Source organism: Phaeobacter sp. B1627, assembly GCF_006265095.1.
Classification (GTDB): domain Bacteria; phylum Pseudomonadota; class Alphaproteobacteria; order Rhodobacterales; family Rhodobacteraceae; genus Epibacterium.
The window spans coordinates 1-20,017 of record NZ_VCNK01000022.1; the positions used below are offsets into that span (position 1 = coordinate 1).

Consider the following 20,017-nt stretch of genomic DNA (forward strand, 5'->3'; position numbering starts at 1 on the left):
GTTTTCTGGGACCACTTCAGCCCTCACCACTGCGCAGACCCAAAAGAAACACACACACCAGACCAAAAAAGCCAGAGCTGGATGGCGGGAGGGCAATGTAGCGGGTTCTCTTTAAATCAACCAAAAGCTTGACATAACTCCCTGGGACTTTTCGTGCGGCTTTACGGAAAGGAGCTGGTACATTTGCCCAGATCGAAGAGTTTACTGAAGGAAATTTCCCATGAGCCCTTTCAAAAAGGCATTTGCCGTCACCCTCGCACTCACCCTATCAAATGGGCTGGCCGCATCACAGGCACTGTCCCAGACCCAGCCTACCCCGGTCAACGGCACCATCACTGACGATCACGAGCAACTGGCCAATTGCGAAGCAGATCAGACCTGCGCGTTCGCCAGCGATCTGACCGGAGAGTCCGAGGACATGGCCTTTCCTACGGCGATAAACAGCCAGATTCCCGACTGATAGGGGAGGCCTGCCAGCGGAAGGGGCGTTGAACCAAAAGCAAAGGGGGCAGATCGCGTTGATCTGCCCCCTTTGTTGGTCCCATTATCCGGGCTCCTGCGCGCGGCCCTATTCTGCGGCAAGCTGGGCAGTGGCCTTCTCAACCCGAACCGCAGCAAACTTGAATTCAGGGATTTTGCCATAGGGGTCAATCGCCGGGTTGGTCAGGATGTTCGCGGCCGCCTCGACATAGGCGAAGGGCACGAACACCATATCCTCGGCAACGGCCCGGTCGGCGCGCGCCATGATCTCGATTGATCCCCGGCGAGTGGAAAGACGCACCATGTCTCCCGGCTCCACGCCCAGCGCCCGGAGGGTGCGCGGATGCAGCGAGCAGTTGGCCTCGGGTTCCACCGCATCAAGAACCAGCGACCGCCGGGTCATCGATCCGGTATGCCAATGTTCCAACTGGCGCCCCGTGGTCATGATCATCGGATATTCCGCATCAGGCGCTTCATCCGGCGGGATCACATTGGCGGGCGTGAATTTCGCCCTCCCCTCCGCACGCGGAAAGCCATCGCCGAAGACGATCGCCTGACCGGGATCCGTTTCATGCAACGAGGGATAGGTAATCGTTTCGGTCTCCAGCCGGTCCCAAGTGATATTGTCCAGCGACCGCATATTCACTTTCATTTCGGCAAAGACTTCGGACACATCCGCATATTGCCATGGCAAGCCAATCCGCTGCGCGAGGGCCATGGTGATTTTCCAATCTTCACGTGCCTCCCCCGGAGGCGCGACTGCCGGGCGGACGCGCTGGACCTGGCGATTGGTATTGGAGACCGTGCCGTTCTTTTCATATAATGTGGACGCGGGCAGGATCACATCGGCATAGTTCGCCGTCTCCGTCAGGAATATATCCTGAACCACCATCAGTTCGAGCTTTGCAAAGGCGTCGCGGGCATGATCCACATCGGGATCGGACATGGCGGGGTTTTCCCCCTGAATATACATGCCCCGGATATTGCCCGCATACACCTGATCGACGATCTCGGTCACGGTGAGGCCCTTTTCGTTTGAGAAATCCCCCCCGCCCCAGACATCCGAGAAGGACCGGCGGACATCATCCGAAGTCACAGTCTGGTAGTCGGGCAGGAACATCGGGATCAAGCCTGCGTCCGATGCGCCCTGGACATTATTCTGCCCCCGCAAAGGATGCAGCCCCGCGCCTGATTTTCCGACATTTCCGGTCATCAGGGCGAGCGAAATCAAGCAGCGCGAATTGTCGGTCCCGTGGATATGCTGGCTGACCCCCATGCCCCAAAAGATCATTCCCGCCTTGGCACCGGCAAACAGACGTGCAACGCGGCGCAGTTGCTCTGGTTCGATCCCGCAGATGGCTGACATCTTTTCAGGCGAAAACTGGCGCAGATGCGCCTTCTCGGCCTCCCAGTTTTCGGTCCACCGGTGGATGTACTGGCTGTCGTAGAGCTCCTCCTCGACGATGACATTCATGATCGCATTGAGCATCGAAACATCTGCCCCGGGGCGGAACTGAAGCATCTCATCCGCATAGCGACGCATTCCAACCCCTCGGGGGTCCATCACGATCAGCTTGCCGCCCCGTTTGGTGAACTGCTTGAAATAGGTCGCAGCCACCGGATGGTTTTCGATCGGATTGGCGCCGATGATAATCGCCACATCCGCGTTTTCAATTTCGTTGAACGTAGCAGTGACAGCCCCAGACCCGACGTTTTCAATCAGCGCAGCCACTGACGAGGCATGGCAGAGGCGCGTGCAGTGATCGACATTATTATGTTTGAACCCTTGGCGGATGAACTTCTGAAAAAGATAGGCTTCTTCATTGGTGCATTTCGCCGAGCCAAATCCCGCCACCGCTTTGGGGTCTTCGGCGCGCAGTCGGAGCAGCCCCTGGGCCGCAACCTCCAGTGCCTCGTCCCAGGTGGCCTCCCGGAAGTGGGTCATCAGATCACCGGGATCAACGTTCATGCCCTTGGCGGGGGCGTCCTCGCGCCGGATCAGCGGTTTGGTCAAACGATGCGGGTGGTGGATATAGTCAAAGCCAAACCGCCCCTTTACGCAAAGGCGGCCCTCGTTGGCGGGGCCATTGATCCCCTCGACATATTTGACCTTGCCGTCCTTGACCTTGAGCGACACCTTGCAGCCCACGCCGCAAAAGGGGCACACGCTTTCTGTTTCGGAATCTATATCGCCCCGATCACCGACCTGGTTTTCATCGACGACGGAGGCCGGCATCAGCGCCCCGGTCGGACAGGCCTGCACGCATTCACCGCAAGCCACACAGGAAGACGCCCCCATCGGATCGGCGATATCGAATGTCGGATAGGCATCATGCCCCCTGCCCGCCATGCCGATCACATCGTTCACCTGGACCTCGCGACAGGCCCGCACACAGAGTCCACACGAAATACAGGCATCCAGATTCACACTCATCGCCACATGGCTGTCGTCCAGAAGTGGGATCCGGCCCTCTTCCAGCTTCGGGAACCGCGACTCTGAGACCCCGTTCACCTCTGCCATGTCCCAAAGGTGGGAGGATCTGTCATGCGCCAGTTCCGGTTCCGGCTGGTCAGCGACCAACAGTTCCATCACCATTTTGCGGGCGCCCGTTGCCCGTGCGTTATTGGTGACGACCACCATGCCCTCGGAAGGTTCCCGAATACAGGAGGCCGCCAGCGTGCGTTCGCCTTCGATCTCGACCATGCAGGCGCGGCAGTTTCCATCAGGCCGGTATCCCGGTTGCGGTTTGTGACACAGATGCGGAATTTTGAGCCCGCGACCATTGGCAACTTCCCAGATGGTCATGCCGGCATCCGCACGCACTTGCTCGCCGTCGAGCGTGAAGGTGATTTGCTTCGACATAACTTATACCTCCTCGGGGAAATGCTTCATGGTGAGACGGATAGGATTCGGCGCCGCCTGACCGAGCCCACAAATCGACGTATCCACCATGGCTTGTGACAGCTCTTCCAGCAGCGGCTGATCCCATTTGTCCGCCTGCATCAATTTCACCGCCTTTTCGCATCCGACACGGCAGGGGGTGCACTGGCCACAGCTTTCATCCTCGAAGAAGCGAAGCATGTTGAGCGCCGCATCCCTGGCACTGTCCTGATCGGACAGGACCACCACCGCCGCGGACCCGATAAACGATCCATGCGGTTGCAATGTGTCAAAGTCCAACGGGATGTCGTTCATATGGGCGGGCAGCAGCCCCGACGATGGCCCACCGGGCTGATAGGCCTTGAAAGCGTGACCGTCGAGCATACCTCCAGCCGCCTCGATCACATCCGTGATGGTGGACCCTGCAGGCAAAAGATGCACGCCCGGTGAGTTCACACGCCCGGACACGGAATATGAGCGAAGCCCCGTGCGACCATTCTTTTCGACCGTGTTCAGACATTCCGGCCCTTCGCGATTGATCTTGCAGATCCAGTACAGGGTTTCGACGTTGTGGACGAGGGTCGGGCGACCAAAGATGCCCACCTGCGCCACGAAGGGCGGGCGATGCCGCGGCTCGCCCCGCTTGCCTTCGATCGACTCGATCATCGCGCTCTCTTCGCCGCAGATATAGGCGCCGGCCCCGCGGCGCAGATCGATGTATCCCGGCTCAACCACCCCAGCCTCCTCAAGCGCCCGGATCTCTCTTGCGAGGATTTCCAGCACGGCAGGATACTCATCGCGCATATAGATAAACGCCTTTTCGGCCTCCACCGCCCATGCAGAGATCAGCATTCCCTCCAGAAAAACATGCGGAACGCGCTCCAGATAGTAGCGGTCCTTGAATGTCCCCGGCTCTCCCTCGTCGCCGTTGACCGCAAGGTAGCGCGGACCCGCGTTCATCCGCACAAAGCCCCACTTCTTGCCCGTCGGGAAACCTGCACCGCCCAGACCACGCAGCCCGGCGGAGAGCACATTTTCCTGCACCGCCTCCCAGTCACCGTCGCGCCGCAGATCCGCCAGAACCTCGTAGCCACCGGCAATCGCATACTCACTATAAGTCTGATAGGGCGGCAGATGAACGTGGGTGTCCCCGTTCGCAACCGCCGCCTCGACCTTTGCCAGAGTTGCGTGATCAATGTGGTTGTGACCGATTTCCAGCACGGGCGCAGTATCACAGCGCCCCATGCATGGTGCCCGCAGAACCCGGACATGATCCGGATCCATCCCCTCTTCGAGCGCCCGTTTAAGCTGTTCTGCGCCGGCGAGTTCGCAGGACAAGGAGTCGCAGACACGAATAGTCAGTGCAGGCGGCGGGGTTTCGCCCTCTTTGACCACATCGAAATGGGCATAGAAACTGGCAACTTCGTAGATTTCCGCCTGGCCCGTCCGCATTTCCTCAGCCAGCGCCCGGATATGGGCGGCCGAGATATGACCAAACCTATCCTGCACCAGATGCAGGAATTCTATCAACAGATCGCGGTTTCTCGGACGCTCGCCAAGGAGTTCAAGAATATCAGACTGCGCCTGATCATCGAGCTGACGCCCCTTGGGGGTTTTGCGTCCTTTTCCGCGTCCGGATTTCCAGACGCCTTTCGTATTGTCCAGAGGTGCCATGGGTCTCTCCCAGATCAGGTGCCTTTGCACCGGAGTCCCACCCACACCCCCTTCCGGTCAAATATCTATACCCGAAGCCGCAATAAGAAATGCTTATCACGCGCTCGTCGCAATGACCTCCTTCAGGGCACAGATCGTCGTCAGTTCGGTCTGCCGATCCACAGAGGCGAGACAGATTGGCCGCGTCTGCTCCGGCTCAGTCAGGCGAACGGCCCGGGTGCCGTCAAGCGGGCCTAACGCCTCAACCAATGCAAGCGGCAAGATGGCAGCCACCGAACCCGCCCGTGCCATGACGATGGAGGCCATGAAACCGGTGGACTCCGACATGATTTCCGGTTTCAGGTCCAGATCAGCAAAGATCCGGTCAAGGATGCGCCTGTTCTGCATTTGTGGCTCCAGCAGACTGAGCGGTAGAGCGGCGGCCTCCTGCCACGAGATGGCCTCACCATAGCCCGCAAGCATCGGCTCACTGGCCAACAGGACATATATTTCATCATAAAGCGGCAACAGATTGATGTGATCGCGCCCGACGCTGTCGCTGTAGGTGACGCCCGCATCTATCGTGCCGTCGTACAGGCGCTGCTGGATGCTGAGGGAGGTTGTCACTTCGAGACGCGCCAGAACACGGGGGTGCGCCTGGTGCAGTCGGTTGATCAGCTGCGCGGCATAGGATGTCGCCGTCGGCACCACACCCAGAACGAGCGTCCCCGTGACTTCGCCCCGCGCCGCCGCAATTTCCTGATCCAGAGCTTTGGCATCATCCAGAATACTGCGGGCGCGATCGACAATCATCTGCCCTTCTCCGGTCAGACCCTGAAACCGATTGCCGCGACGTACGATCGGCACCCCCAGCTTATCCTCCAGGCTGCGAATCCGCATGGAGAAGGCTGGCTGCGACATGTTTGACGCCTCCGCCGCCTTGGCAAAGTGACGATGTCGTGCGAGCGCCGTCAGCAATTGCATATCCTTGAGCTCAATCATTGCGCGCCCCCTCGTTCCCCGTGTGGCAGAAACCAGAACCTGCTCCGCTACGCGGTTCAGACAACGACCCGCACAGATGGCCCGCCGAGAAACCTGCCAGGCCAAAGGTCATTCCACTTATACTTTTCAAAATTGGCCGCCTCAATTGGCCCCTCCCTGTATTCTTCCCAAGATGGGGCGCGCAACCTTATGGCATAAATGCCTTTATTGGATCGCATGCCACATATCCTCCGGTGAATAATGCCACGTGCAGCATGTTAATCTTCCTGAGGCAGGCGCGCATCCTAAATGGGTGGATTAATTGACTAGTAAACTCTGTGCGGTACGCCTGCTTCAGTGATACCCACCGGTGCCTCGGGCATGAAGGAGTTAAATCGTGCGTTTTGTCATTTCTGTATCTGCAATGCTGCTTGGATCGTGTGCCTTTGCAGATGAATTCACCCCCACCCTTCAAGCCTATCTGGACAGTGAAATCAGCGGGTGGGCCAACTCACCGGAGATTGTCGCTGCAATCACAGCACAGAATGCGGCTCATGCGGGCCTGACGCAGTCCCAGATCGACGAGATGGACAAAAATTGGCGCTCCCAAATCGGAGACCCGGCCAGCCCCGTTATCTCTCCCGTGCTGAACAATCCCGTCTCAGACACCCTCCGGTCTCGCATTGACGCCTCAATGGGCGCAATGACAGAGATTTTCGTGATGGACGCTCATGGCCTGAATGTTGCCGCATCTGATGTTACCTCGGATATGTGGCAGGGCGATGAGGCCAAGTTTCAGGACACATTTGGCAAAGGCGCAGGTAGCGTCCATATCAGCCCGGTTGAACTCGACGAGTCCACTCAACGCTATCAGGGCCAGGTGTCCATGACGATCGTGGACCCTGATTCCGGCGCCCCTATCGGAGCAATTACCGTAGGTCTCGACGCCGAGAGCCTTCTGTAAATTCGATCACATTCAGGCATAGATATGGGGACTTCCATGGTAGCCACGGAAAAAAATTCGCCAAAAATACGGGGGGCTTCAGTCTTTGCCAAGATTGGGCTTCTCATCGCGGCAGCGACGCTGGTCACGGCAACCTTCATAACTGTCGCCAACAAGATAATCATCGATAAAGCAGTGCAAGAGGGCGTGTATGCCCTCGGTGCAAACATGACGCAATCCATTGCGTCCCGCAGCGCCGGTGCGATCCGTTTTGGTGACGCCGAGAAACTCGGGAGCACCCTACAGTCCGCTATGGAGGCCTCTGAAGGCCGGGCACATCACGGGGTTATCGTCAATCTGGACGGCGAGGTCATTGCCTCGTTTGGAGATGCGCCTGAAGAGGAGTTCGCGGATCTAGCAACTATTGCCTATACTTCTGCGCAAACCGGGGTGCCAGAAACCACCGGGGACGGCAGCTATGCTGCCGCACCGGCCATCTCCACCAAAGGGACTGTCGTCGGCGCCGTGGCGATCCATTGGTCCAGTAAAGCCGCCAAAGCTGCGGTTTTCCAAGATCAACTTCTGGCCTACGGAATTGCTTCGTTCCTCTTTTTGGTGATGTGCCTATTGTCGGCAGTTGTGCTGCGCAGGGTCATCAGCCTTCCGCTGAAGAACCTCGGCAAGAGCATCGATGTCATCGCGGAGGGAGATTACACTCAGCCAGGAGAATACCTGGCCCGAGCAGATGAAATCGGGCGGATCTCCCGAAATGTTGAGAATCTGAAGCAGCAATTGGCTGAGGCGCGCGACCTGGAAGAAACACGAAAGCAACAGCAAGAAGTCCAGAAACAGGTCGTGGATGCTCTGAACCATGCCCTCAAGCAAATGTCAGACGGCGATTTGACACATGCGATCAGTGAGCCCTTCACGGAAGAGTACGAAACCCTGCGCCGTCACTTTAACTCCACCCGTGCCACGATGGTAAGCATCATCGACTCTGTCATCGAAAGCTCGGAGCGAATCCGCTCCAGCGCCGAGCAGATTAGTGTCTCGTCCAGTGACCTGTCACAGCGCACCGAAAGCCAGGCCGCAACCCTAGAAGAGACCGCGGCCGCGATGGAAGAGCTGAACAGTAGCGTCCGCTCGGCTGCCGATGGGGCGCGCCATGTTGAAAGTATCATGAATGACGCTCGCTCCACCGCGGTAGAAAGCGGCAGAGTGGTCTCTGATGCCGTGGATGCGATGTCGAAAATCGAAGCATCATCCAGCAAAATCTCCCAAATCCTCACCGTGATCGACGACATCGCCTTTCAAACGAATTTGCTGGCCCTGAACGCGGGCGTAGAAGCAGCCCGCGCGGGGGAAGCCGGTCGCGGGTTCGCCGTCGTCGCCTCTGAGGTTCGCGCCCTTGCGCAAAGATCCTCCGATGCCGCCCAAGAGATCAAGCATCTGATCGTCGAAAGTACTGATCAGGTTGGCTCGGGTGTGCGGCTGGTCGGGCGGACTGGCGAAGAACTTGAGAAAATCATTGGGCGGGTCGGGACCATTTCCAGCCACGTCAGCGATATCGCCACAGGAGCAGAAGAGCAGTCGACCACCCTGAACGAAATCAACACCGGCGTATCTCAACTGGATCAGGTCACTCAGCACAATGCCGCTATGGTCGAAGAAACGACAGCGGCAAGTCAGGTGCTTCGCAATGATGCGGCCCAGCTTGCCCGCGTCGTCGCGGTGTTCAAGACGGACGGAACCGAACGTCGACTCGACGCGCTCGATCAAGAGAGCGCCCCGGAAACGGTCGCACCGGAACCAACCGCATTGGCTGAACCCCATGAGCATGAGGCAGACCTGGAGCAACAATGGGCCGAACCAGAGCCGACGGAACCACAGCCACAGGTTCTGAAGCAAGCCGCAGGCTGGGATGATTTCTGAAAACGGCCCTTATGCTGCGCGAAAAGAGGCGTCGGTGAAACTCCACCGCGCCTCTTTTTCGTCTCTTGGCTCAAACCGCCATATGCCTGCAATCATGCGCGTTGGGAGTCTGAACTCATGCGCGTTGGGAACCTGGACTTCAGAAGAAACCCAACCCCATTCGGGTTTGAATGACTTGGGTCAGGATGGCTTCTCCCTCAGTGGGAGCAGCACCTGACGACCACCGCATGAATACCCAGTTACACTGCGCCATACCGCTCTTTTCCGGAACGGCTGACGCGCCTGGCGCCCCACATCAGCCGGGCGTCAGGAACCAGGATTTGGCATTGTCATAGCAAATGTTGCGAACCAGTTCGTCCAACATAGCAGAATCATCCGGAAGATGCCCGGCTTCTGACCATCGACCAATCAGCCCGCACAACAGACGCCGGAAATACTCGTGACGCGGAAACGACAGAAACGAACGGCTGTCGGTCAGCATGCCGAGGAATGTCGAGAGTAAACCGATCTGGGCAAGGCTGCGTATTTGCGCCTCCATGCCATCCAGCGTGTCATTGAACCACCAAGCCGCGCCCGCCTGGATCTTGCCGGGAACAGACCCGTCCTGAAATGTACCGGCGGTAGCCGCCAGAACCGGATTTCGCCCGGGATCAAGACCATACAGAATCATCCGAGGTAATGCTCCGTCCCGATCCAGCCGGTCCAGCAGAACATTCAACGGCCCCGCCATGTCGGTGTCGCGCAGAGAATCGCCACCTGCATCCGTTCCGACAGCGCGGATCAATCTGGTAGAGCCGTTGCGCACAACATTCATATGGCACTGCATGACCAGCCCTCGTTGGGCATAGGCGCGCCCCAAGGCGTCAAACAATGCGGCGCGATGCCCGGCTGCGGCCTCTGGTGTTACAGAGCGCCCGGCCCGAGCCGCCTTCAAGGCGCTGTCCAAAATGCTGGCGCCGGGGATATCGGCCGCGTCGAGATAGTTGATCCCATGATCCGCCGCCCGACATCCATGGGACACAAAATGATCGAGCCGCATCACAAGCGCGGCTACCAGATCATCGAAATTCCGAATTGGGTGAGTGAGCGCTTCGAGATGGTCCATATAGTCGGCAAAGCCAGTCGCGTCGATTTGCACCGCCTTGTCGGGGCGGAAAGTGGGGACCACCCGAATGTCCGAACCAGCCATGGCAGCGTGATGCTCCAGCGTATCCAGCGGATCATCCGTCGTTCCGACCAACTCGACCTTCATCCGGCGCAAGAGGCCCTGGGCACTGAAGTCCTGTTGCTGCAGGCAGGCATTGGCTGTCTCCCAGACATGGTCTGCGGTCGCTGGTGAGAGCACGGTGCCGGTCAGGTCAAAATACCGCCAGAGTTCCAGATGTGACCAATGATGCACCGGGTTCAGCACGGCCCGGGGCATAGCCTCGGCAAAAGCATCGAATTTTTCACGCCAGCCTGCATCGCCGGTTATACGGCGCTCGTCCGTGCCCGCCCAACGCATGACCCGCCATTTGTAGTGGTCATGCGCCAACCACATTTCACCAATGGTGTCCCAGCGCCGGTCCTGCGCAATTTCGGCCGGAGGCAGGTGGTTGTGGTAGTCAACAATCGGGAGGCCCCGCGCAACGTCGTGATACAAACGCCGGGACGTCTTTGTGTCCAGCAGAAAATCGGCATTCAGAAAACCGCTCATGCCCGCGGCTCCGTGACAATCATGTCCAATGCATGCGCGATGCCGCTTTCCTGGATTTGGTTGAAAACGTCCCGCACCCTATCCGTGAACGCCACATTCTCTATCAACTCCGCAGGACCCAGATCAGGCAGTCCAAAGATCGCAGCGACGGGATCCGCCCCGCTTGCGGCCTGTCGCAGCTCGTCGCGGCGAGGATCGTCAATCGGCTCCAGATGCCGGAGGCCCGCGATCCATGCCGCAATAGCCAGGGCCGATACGGGCCACGGGCGACCGGCCTGAAGGTTCGCCCCGATGGGTGAAAACAGCCGCTGAGGCATTTTCTGGGAACTGTCCGTGGCGATCTGAGCCAGCTGGTGTTTCAGGCGGGTATTGCCAAACCGCGAGAGCAGATCGTCGGCATAGGCGGTCACGTCCACATCCTTGGGCAAATGCAGGGTCGGTGCCTGCTCCCGCAACATCAGCTGACGTATGGCCCGGCGCAACGGAGCGTTCCCCATGCAGTCGGAAACCGTCTCCTGCCCCAGCAGCTGCCCGACCCAGGCCAATGTCGTATGCGCACCGTTCAGCAACCGCAGCTTCATGTCCTCGAACGGCTGCACATCCGGCACCAACAAGGCCCCACCTTCGGCAAAAGGCGGTGGCTGGCCGACGAAATTATCCTCGATCACCCATTGCCGGAAAGGTTCACAGAGAATGGCATTGCCATCGTCGTGCCCCAACGACTCCGAGATCAACGCCCGGCTCTCATCGGTCATCGCGGGCACGATCCGGTCAACCATGGAGGACGGAAAGCGAACCTCGCGTTCGATCCAATCGGCAAGGTCCCCGCCCCTGGCGCGCGCGAACCCAAGAACGGCAGCGCGCGTCAAGGCACCGTTGTCCGGCTGATTGTCGCAGGACAGGATCGTCAGCCCCTCTCCTCCGCTGGCCCGGCGTCGCTCCAACCCGGCCACGATCACGCCGATGGCGGTCTGCGGGGGCTTGGTCCCGGCAAGATCCGCCTGGATCGCGCCATGGTCCATATCCAGCGCTCCGCCGCGCGTGCAGTAGCCCTTTTCGGTGATGGTCAGCAGGATCAGCGACAGCTCCGGCGACGCGATCAGGTCAGGCAATGCCTCCGCCCCATCCCGCGCCGGATGGCACGTGCCGCACAGCACGCCGATCTGGCGCAGCGCCATTGTCTCCCCATCCGCTTCGGCCACATGATAGAGACCGTCCGCCGCATCCAGATCCGAGAGCGCCTCCGCCCCGGAGTTCAGCCGGGCAGCGACCACGCCCCAATCCCCCCCGGCCACACCGAGGCCCTGGTTCAGGTAGACCATCGGATGCGCACGGGCGAAGGCGCCAAATCCGATATGAAGAATGCGCGGACGCAGGGCCGCACGGTCAAATGGCACGGGAGTAACGGCTACAGTCATAGGGTGATCCTTCCGTCGCGATCTGATGTCAGCTCCAAACGGCGGCGCTCACCTGCCGGCAGAATGATTTCGGCCTCGCCGATCACCGGCTGCCCGGGACCCTTCCGCCGGGTGCCCAAACGTATGTTTGCCTCGTCACTTTCCAGGTCAAGCGAGGTCAGGCACCAGTCCCCCGCGCGCGAGACCCCATCATCTTCGAACAAAAGGCTGGTATCCCGCGCGCAGCCCGGTGCCGGAAACAGCGCAAGCTGTCGCGATTTTTCCGCCTCCGGCGCTGCCCGGCTGCCGCCTTCGCCCAGTGGAATGACGCTGCCGCCCCGCACAAACAACGGGATCGTGTCAAGCGAAACCGGCACCTCGAGCCACTGCCCTCCCTCGTGCCAGATCCCGGTGTGGAAGTCCCACCAACCGCCCCTGTGCTGCGGGAGATAAACCGAACGGGTTTCCGCATCCTTCTCCAGAACGGTCGCAACCAGAAGGTCGCGCCCAAGCAGAAAACCGTCCGTATCGTCCCAGGTCCGCGCGTCCTGCCCGAAATCGAGAAACAGCGGGCGCAGCATCGGCTCGCTGTGCTCTGCGGCCTGCCAGAGACTGGTGTAGATGTAGGGCAGCAAGCGGTAGCGCAAGCGGATTGCATCCCGGATCAGATCGGTCACCTCCGGGAACATCCAGGGTTCGTTCACCGTGCCATCGTCATTCCAGGAGTGAATGGTGAAACGCGGGTGAAACACGCCGTTCTGAACCCACCGGACAAAGAGGTCCGGCTCCGGGCGCGGTCCGGAAAACCCTCCGACGTCATGGCCGATATTGTAGAAACCCGACAGGCTCATCCCCAATCCCATGCGCTGGTTCCAACGCAGGGTTTTCCAATCGGTCCGGTTGTCTCCGGTCCAGGTCTGGGCATAGCGCTGCAGCCCCGGAGCACCGGAGCGGCTGATCAGATAGGGGCGCTTGCCGGGGGCATGGGCCGTTTGCGCATCCTGCGAGGCGCGGGTCATCAGAATCGGCATCACTGGCCGCATCAGGGCCACATCGACCGGGCTGCCAAAGCCCGCGCATTGCGCGTGACGATCCCAGATTTCGTATTCGTTATTATCGTTCCAGGTGGACCCGATGCCCCGGAGCAGAAGCGCCGAGGTCACGTTGGACTTCCACCATTCAACCGTGGCCGCACTGGTGAAATCAAGATGCGATCCTTCATCGTCCCAGAACACCGACCGTTCCGGACCCGTATTGGCATCCGCTTCCGTGCTCGCATGGATGAAAAGCCCCGCATCGGCCACCTCGCCGTAGCGGGGGTGATCCTGCAGCAGGCAGGGCTTGATGTTGGCAATGAGGTGAACGCCCTCATCGGCAAAGCGTGCAGCCATCCCTTCGGGATCCGGCATCTTGTCGTCATTCCAGTTGAAGACGTAGCGCTTTGCCCCGATCGAGGTATATCCCGATGACATCTGAAAACTGTCGCAGGGAATGTCATACGCTTTGATTTGCGCAAGGAACCCCTCAAGCTGCACCTGGGCGTCGGCGGCGTCGGTATAGGACATTGTCGACCCGGAGTAGCCGAGGCTCCAGCGCGGTGGGAAGGCCGTCCCGCCGGTCAGTTGCTCCTGTCGTTTGACCAGGGCCAGCACGTCCGGGGCCCATGACATATAGAAATCAAGGTCGCCGTCCTCGGCCCGGTAGACGCGGTATGGCGCGTGGTAGTTGTCAAGTTCATTGCCAAGGTCAAACCAGCAGCTCGCGAGGTTGTCGTAAAAGATCGACCAACACCCGGCTTCCGGCGTGCGGGTGATGGTGAAAGGCACGTGTTTGTAGAGCGGATCGGTGGTTTCAGCGTCATACCCCATCGCATCGAGGTTCCGCATCTCGTAGCGCCCGCCCGTGCGGTCGAGGGGACCCGCTTTTTCGCCCAGTCCGAACACCTGTTCATCTGCGTTCCGGGACAGGAAATGCGCATGGGAATGGTCACGCAACCCCAAGTGCAGCCCCCCGGTAGAGCGGTCCTTTGCAAAGCACCGCCAGTCGTCTGTGCCATCGCGCACTTCCCAGATCATCTGAAGCGGTCTCAGAATGCGCAGGCGCAGCGTGTCACTGGCGATGATCACCTCATCCGACGTCACCCCGACCTTTGGCGCGGGACAGGAAAAGCCCGCCATCGTGTCCCGGCTCCGCCCTTCCCAGGGCGCATCACCGACCGGAGCAATCGTCCAGGTGCGATCAAGGCGCCAATCGCCATCCTTCTGCAGGGACACTCGAAACAGCGTTTCCTCAAGCACCGATATGCGAAGCAGATGACGCCCTTCGACACGCAGGATCACGCCCTGCCCGGTCTCAGATATCAACTCCCAGGATTTGAGGTTCTTCATTACTGATATCCCAACAGCAAACGTGGCAGGGTCAGGCTGATCTCAGGCACGTAAGTGACCAGCATCAAAAGGCCGAACAGGACGGCATAGAAGGGCAGCAGCGGACGAATGACCTTTGCGATCGATGTGCCCCCAACAGAGCAGCCGACGAACAGCGCCGATCCCACCGGCGGCGTACAGATCCCGATACAGAGGTTCAGCGTCATCACTATGCCGAAATGAACCGGATCCATGCCCAGTCCCTTGACCACGGGCATGAAGATCGGGGTGAAGATCAGCAATGCCGGGGTCATATCCATGAAGGTGCCGACGATCAGCAGCGCAACATTGATGGCCAGCAGGATCGCAATCGGATTGTCCGACAGCCCGAGCAGGAAGTCAGAGATCGCAAATGGAATACCGCCAAAGGCCATCACACGGCTCATTGCGATTGAGGCGCCGATCATCAGCAGCACCACCGAGGTGGTCACCGCACTGTCGATGAGAATGGCCGGCAGATCCCGGAGTGTGATTTCGCGATACCACACCAATGCAAGGAGAAGCGTATAGATCACGGCAGCCGCGGAGGCTTCGGTCGCGGTAAACACACCGGATATGATGCCGCCCATGACGATGACGATCAGGCCGAGCGGCAAGGCCGCATCACGTGCGGAAATCAGTACCTCACTGAAGGCTGGGCGCGGCGCAACAGGATACCCGCGCCGCTTCGCAATAATGCCCGCAACAAGCATCAGCCCCAGCCCCATCAGGATACCGGGGAGATAGCCCGCCACAAACAGCGCCGCAATCGACGTGCCGCCGGTGATCAACGAGTATACGATCAGCGTGGCCGACGGCGGGATCAGCAGCCCCGTCGGGCAGGAGGCGATGTTCACAGCCGCGGAAAAGGCGGGATCATAGCCTTCTTTTTTCTGCAGCGGCGCCATGACGCCCCCGACCGCTGCCGCGGATGCCACAGCAGATCCGGAAATCGAGCCGAACATCATATTGGCAATCACGTTGCAATGCGCCAGCGCTCCCGGAAGACGCCCTCCCAGGACCTTGGCGAAATTGATCAGCCGCATGGCGATGCCGCCCCGGTTCATGATGTTGCCTGCGAGGATGAAGAACGGGATCGCGAGCAGGGTGAAACTATCCAGCCCAGAGGCCATTTGCTGCGCGACGATAAACAGGGATTGGTCGAACCCCATAAACAGCAGGAATGTCGCGGTGGTGGCAATCCCGATGGAAAAGGCAATCGGAACACCCAGAGCCATCAATACGGCAAAGCTGCCAAAAAGGAGAAGTATTGCAGTCGTCATGTCAGCGCCGCCTTAATCCAGAGGACCGCCGAGAGGCTGCGGTGCCTCCCCGACGTCAGAGGAACCGGGGCCGTCGCGCCACAGCTCGAACGCGAAAATCGCGCAATAATAGAGAATGACAGCGCCGGCGAAGGGGATTGCGCCGTAGACATAGCCCATCGGGATCTGCAACGCCGGGGTCACCTGGCCCGAGGCAAAGGTCTTCATGACCAGTTGGCCGCCGCCCTTGATCATCACCAATGTCGCGAAACCGGCAATCGCAAACAGGGTGAAGCCCTCGGATGCGCTCCGGGCGCGCCCCGCCAGGTTCTGCGTGAGCAGGTCAATGGCAAGATGCCGCCTGAGGCCCATGGTGTAGGCGCCACCGATCAGCGCCAGCCACATGAACAAGAAGCGGGCCAGTTCGTCGGTCACCGTGCTCGGGGTGCCCAGAATGTACCGGCTGACGACCTGCCAGCTGACACAGGCCACGAGCGTGACGAAGATGGCAGAGATCACGACTTTCAGGACCAAATCGACAGCGCCCCTCATCGGACCCCCCCTACCCCATAGATATGGGTCTTTGTGCTCAGCGTCATTGTTCCCCTCCCGCAGCGGACTCCCGATTACTGGCGCAGACCCTTGCCCAGGAACGTCAATTGGTCAACCAATTTATGGCCACTTTGTCAACTGAACTCATTTCTCGCAAGTTTTGGTTGACTAGATTCCGATTCTAGGAAAGTTTCCCGCCTTATTGGTTGACCAATTTTCCGTGGTCAGGCCGAAACATTTGGGAGGAGAGACCATGACCCAGCATTTCACCACCGCCCTGTCTGCCCTTGCGCTCGCCGCAACCGCAGGCGTCGCCAGTGCAGCTACATTGAAGCTCAACCACAACAACCCGCCGGATCACCCGGTCCATATCTCCATGCAGGTCATGGCCGACCGTGTGGAAGAGCTGACCAACGGCGAAGTGAAGATCCAGATTTTCCCTAACGCCCAGCTTGGCACCCAGCGCGAGTCGATGGAACTGGTGCAGAACTGCGCCCTGGAAATGGCCCGTTCCAATGCCTCCGAACTCGAAGCCTTTGAGGAGAGCTATTCCGCGCTGAACCTGCCCTATATCTTCTCGTCCGAGGAGCATTTCAACACGGTCATCACCGGCGACATCGGTCAGGACATCCTGAACGCTTCTGTTGATCAGGGCTTTCGCGGCGTCGCCTTCTATACCGAAGGCGCACGCTCCTTTTACGCGCAGAAACCGATCCTGTCTCCGGCAGACCTGCAAGGGGTAAAAGTCCGCGTCCAGCCCAGCCCCTCCGCGATCCGGATGGTGGAGCTGCTTGGCGGTAGCCCGACGCCGATTTCATGGGGCGAACTCTACAGCGCGCTGCAGCAGGGTGTCGTTGACGCGGCAGAAAACAACCCGACCGCATTAACCACTGCACGGCATGGCGAAGTGGCCAGCGACTTCTCGCTCGACGAACACACGATGATCCCTTCGGTCGTTGTGATGTCCAACTGTGCCTGGGATGCGCTGACAGCCGAACAACAAGAGGCGATGCATACAGCGGCCCTCGACTCGATGGCAGCACACCGCAAAGCATGGAATGAGGCCTCGGACGCCGCCATCGACGAGGCAAAAGCCTCCCTTGGCGTGGCGATCCACACCGTCGACAAAGCCCCCTTTGCCGAAGCAGTCCTGCCGATGCATGAGGAAGTCGCAGCGAAATCCGAAAATCTCGCGGACCTGATCGACCGCATCAAAGCGATCAAATAAGCAACAGGCACAGGCACCTATGTTAGAACGATCCGAACTCGCGGACAATGCTCTGCAGGCGCTGCACGATGAGGACTACGACCGTCCCTTCAACACGCAGACCCTCAATGCAGACACCCTGATCTTCACCCGCGGCCGCCCGGGGCAGTCGCTGGACGGGGACTGGAATTTTTGCGTGGACCTTCTGGATACAGGCCTCCGGCAGAAATGGTTCGCCGTGACGCCCGAGGAACCAGAAGAGCGGATCGAGCCCTGGGACTATGACCCCTACATGGGCGAGACGGTGCCTGTGCCCTCCTGCTGGCAGATGCAAAAAGAAAAGTGGTACTTCTTCGAAGGCTCTGCCTGGTACACCCGACCAGTCGATCACACCTCAAAGCCAGGACGCCGACAGGTCCTGCGCATCGGGGCGGCGCAATACGATTGCAAAGTGTTCCTGAACGGGACCTTCATCGGCAACCACTATGGCGGCTCAACCCCGTTTTGTGTGGAATTGACCGATACCCTGCAGGCAGGCCAGAATTGGCTCATGCTCTGTGTCAACAATACGCGTACCCTCGACCGTGTGCCCATGCGCAATACGGACTGGTTCAACTACGGCGGCGTTTACCGTGAGGTGACGCTCTTTGACCTGCCCCAGACCATCATCCGCGACATGTTCGTGCGGCTTGAAGAGGGCCATGTGCGCGTGTCGGTCCGGGTGGACGGCGCCGACCAGGCCGCGCATCTCTCCATTCCGGAGCTTGGGGTCGAAACCCCTGTCCCGCTGACCGGTGGCGCCGGCGATATCACCTTGGACATCTCTCCTGAGCTTTGGTCGCCGGATCACCCCAAGCTCTATGATGTGCATCTGACGGCGGGCGAGGACCGGGTCAGCGATCGCATTGGCTTCCGCAGCATCCGTCGCGAGGGCACCGAAATCCTCCTCAATGGGGATCCCATCTTTTTACGCGGCATCTCGGTTCACGAAGACGATGAGGAAACCGGCAAAGTCACAAGTGAGGAAGACCTGCGCCGTCGCTTTTCCCATGCAAAGGAACTCGGCTGTAACTTCCTGCGGCTTGCGCATTACCCGCATCACGAACGCGCTGCGGAACTGGCGGATGAGCTGGGCCTGATGCTGTGGGAAGAGGTGCCGGTCTACTGGGCGATCGATTTCGCCAACCCCGACACATTGCGCGACGCGGCAAATCAGCTGCGTGAACTGGTGCGTCGGGACCGCAACCGCGCCAGCGTCATCATCTGGTCGATCGGGAACGAAAACCCCGACACTGACGCGCGCCTGGAGTTCATGCGCCATCTCGCAGAGCTTGCCAAATCCGAGGATCCCACACGCCTCACCTCTGCGGCGTGTCTCGTGAACCACGCCCGTCTGAAGATCGAGGACCGGCTTGCCGCACATATCGATATCATTGGGCTCAATGAATACTATGGCTGGTACGAAGAGAATTTCGAAGAGCTCGGTGAAATCGGCCGCAACTCCGCTCCGGACCGTCCGGTTGTCATTTCGGAGACGGGTGCCGATGGTGACAGCAGCGCCAAGGGCCCCGAGCGTGGCTTGTTCAGCCTCGCCTATCAGGAAGAGGTCTACCAAAAGCAGATCGCAACCCTGCGGGAACTGAGCTACGTCAAAGGCATGTCGCCATGGATTCTGTATGATTTCCGGGTCGAACGGCGCCAGGGGATCTTCCAGAGGGGCTGGAACCGCAAGGGTTTGATTGCCGCTGACAAAGACACCAAGAAGCCCGCGTTCCATGTGCTCGCCGCCTATTACGCCGAACGCGCCGCGCAAGAGGAACAGCGAGCAGCCAGCCGGAAAGGACCGCCAGCATGAGCCCATATCGGCGCTATCAGGACGTCGCTCAGGCCCTTCGCGACGTCATCAGGGATCAGGGGTTCACCGTTGGCGATCGCTTGCCCCCCGAACGGCAGCTGTCGGAAACGCTTTCGGTGTCGCGTTCGCTGGTGCGCGAGGCCCTGATCATGCTTGAGATCGACGGGCTGGTGGAAGTGCGCAAGGGCTCCGGTATCTATCTCGCCACCCCCTCGGCCACCAAGGCCCCACCCGAGCGTGACGATATCGGTCCGTTCGAGCTGTTGCAGGCCCGCCAATTGCTGGAAAGCTCCATCGCGGCCTTTGCGGCGGAAATGGTGACCAAGAACGACATTACCCGTATGCGTGAGGCTTTGGAAATCGAGCGCGCGGATATCGAAGCGGGCAGCAACGATCACTCCGGGGATGAACTGTTCCACCGGCTGATCGCCGAGGCGACGCAGAATTCCGTCCTGGTGGACATGGTGGACGAACTGTGGCGCAAGCGAGACCAGAGCCCGATGTGGGCAAAGCTGCACACCCGGATCTTTGACGCGGACTATCGCCTCAACTGGCTGGATGACCATCAGCAGATCCTGACCGCTCTGCGCAACAAGGACCGGGACGGGGCCGGTGCCGCCATGTGGCAGCACCTTGCCCATGTGCGGGAGACGTTGATGGAACTGTCTGATGTCGATGACCCGGCCTTTGACGGCTATCTGTTCCAACCGGTATCCGCCCCCAACTGACCCCATACATAGCCTGCAGCGCGCTTTGCGCCAGCAACAGACAAA

Annotated in this window: 14 protein-coding genes; 6 read left to right on the forward strand and 8 right to left on the reverse strand. The window is 59.6% G+C overall.

Annotated features, from left to right (window positions below; translation table 11 throughout):
* The first annotated feature begins 220 nt into the window (after nucleotides 1-220).
* Nucleotides 221-460 carry a hypothetical protein gene (locus FGE21_RS12625; RefSeq protein ID WP_139663663.1) on the forward strand — a complete coding sequence of 80 codons (240 nt, stop codon included), beginning with the start codon at nucleotides 221-223 and terminating at the stop codon, nucleotides 458-460.
* Nucleotides 461-568: 108 nt separating this feature from the next.
* On the opposite strand, the gene fdhF is transcribed toward FGE21_RS12625, so the two are convergent.
* From fdhF to FGE21_RS12640, 3 genes are all read right to left on the reverse strand, one after another.
* A complete protein-coding gene (gene fdhF, locus FGE21_RS12630) occupies nucleotides 569-3,343 on the reverse strand; it encodes a formate dehydrogenase subunit alpha (RefSeq protein ID WP_139663664.1) in 2,775 nt (924 codons plus the stop codon).
* Between the two features lie 3 nt (nucleotides 3,344-3,346).
* The gene (locus FGE21_RS12635; RefSeq protein WP_139663665.1) at nucleotides 3,347-5,035 is read right to left on the reverse strand and encodes an NAD(P)H-dependent oxidoreductase subunit E; all 1,689 of its coding nucleotides are present in this window, start codon (nucleotides 5,033-5,035) and stop codon (nucleotides 3,347-3,349) included.
* 96 nt (nucleotides 5,036-5,131) lie between these two features.
* Nucleotides 5,132-6,016, reverse strand: coding sequence for a LysR family transcriptional regulator (locus FGE21_RS12640; RefSeq protein ID WP_139663666.1), 885 nt, complete (start codon nucleotides 6,014-6,016; stop codon nucleotides 5,132-5,134).
* Nucleotides 6,017-6,419: 403 nt separating this feature from the next.
* Between FGE21_RS12640 and FGE21_RS12645 the strand changes: the two genes are divergently transcribed.
* Together FGE21_RS12645 and FGE21_RS12650 are read left to right on the forward strand one after the other, a co-directional pair.
* The gene (locus FGE21_RS12645) at nucleotides 6,420-6,959 is read left to right on the forward strand and encodes a hypothetical protein (RefSeq protein WP_176695438.1); all 540 of its coding nucleotides are present in this window, start codon (nucleotides 6,420-6,422) and stop codon (nucleotides 6,957-6,959) included.
* A gap of 36 nt (nucleotides 6,960-6,995) precedes the next feature.
* On the forward strand, nucleotides 6,996-8,870 hold the full coding sequence (locus FGE21_RS12650; protein ID WP_139663668.1) for a methyl-accepting chemotaxis protein: 1,875 nt from the start codon (nucleotides 6,996-6,998) through the stop codon (nucleotides 8,868-8,870).
* A gap of 295 nt (nucleotides 8,871-9,165) precedes the next feature.
* On the opposite strand, the gene uxaC is transcribed toward FGE21_RS12650, so the two are convergent.
* From uxaC to FGE21_RS12675, 5 genes are read right to left on the reverse strand one after another with little or no spacing between them, the layout of a single operon-like run.
* Nucleotides 9,166-10,566 (reverse strand): glucuronate isomerase, encoded by a 1,401-nt coding sequence (uxaC, locus tag FGE21_RS12655; RefSeq protein ID WP_139663669.1) that lies wholly within the window; start codon nucleotides 10,564-10,566, stop codon nucleotides 9,166-9,168.
* Complete coding sequence (locus FGE21_RS12660; RefSeq protein WP_139663670.1) at nucleotides 10,563-11,984, reverse strand: mannitol dehydrogenase family protein; 1,422 nt, start codon at nucleotides 11,982-11,984, stop codon at nucleotides 10,563-10,565. The genes uxaC and FGE21_RS12660 overlap by 4 nt, the downstream gene beginning before the upstream one ends.
* Nucleotides 11,981-14,350, reverse strand: a complete 2,370-nt coding sequence (locus FGE21_RS12665) for a TIM-barrel domain-containing protein (protein WP_139663671.1) — start codon at nucleotides 14,348-14,350, stop codon at nucleotides 11,981-11,983. The genes FGE21_RS12660 and FGE21_RS12665 overlap by 4 nt, the downstream gene beginning before the upstream one ends.
* The gene (locus tag FGE21_RS12670) at nucleotides 14,350-15,651 is read right to left on the reverse strand and encodes a TRAP transporter large permease (RefSeq protein ID WP_139663672.1); all 1,302 of its coding nucleotides are present in this window, start codon (nucleotides 15,649-15,651) and stop codon (nucleotides 14,350-14,352) included. Before FGE21_RS12670 ends, FGE21_RS12665 begins: the two co-directional genes overlap by 1 nt.
* Before the next feature lie 12 nt (nucleotides 15,652-15,663).
* The gene (locus tag FGE21_RS12675; protein ID WP_139663673.1) at nucleotides 15,664-16,182 is read right to left on the reverse strand and encodes a TRAP transporter small permease; all 519 of its coding nucleotides are present in this window, start codon (nucleotides 16,180-16,182) and stop codon (nucleotides 15,664-15,666) included.
* 253 nt (nucleotides 16,183-16,435) lie between these two features.
* Between FGE21_RS12675 and FGE21_RS12680 the strand changes: the two genes are divergently transcribed.
* From FGE21_RS12680 to FGE21_RS12690, 3 genes are read left to right on the forward strand one after another with little or no spacing between them, the layout of a single operon-like run.
* Nucleotides 16,436-17,410 carry a TRAP transporter substrate-binding protein gene (locus FGE21_RS12680; protein WP_139663674.1) on the forward strand — a complete coding sequence of 325 codons (975 nt, stop codon included), beginning with the start codon at nucleotides 16,436-16,438 and terminating at the stop codon, nucleotides 17,408-17,410.
* 19 nt (nucleotides 17,411-17,429) lie between these two features.
* Nucleotides 17,430-19,244, forward strand: a complete 1,815-nt coding sequence (locus FGE21_RS12685; protein WP_139663675.1) for a glycoside hydrolase family 2 protein — start codon at nucleotides 17,430-17,432, stop codon at nucleotides 19,242-19,244.
* Nucleotides 19,241-19,972, forward strand: a complete 732-nt coding sequence (locus tag FGE21_RS12690; RefSeq protein WP_139663676.1) for an FCD domain-containing protein — start codon at nucleotides 19,241-19,243, stop codon at nucleotides 19,970-19,972. Before FGE21_RS12685 ends, FGE21_RS12690 begins: the two co-directional genes overlap by 4 nt.
* The last annotated feature ends 45 nt before the right edge of the window (nucleotides 19,973-20,017 follow it).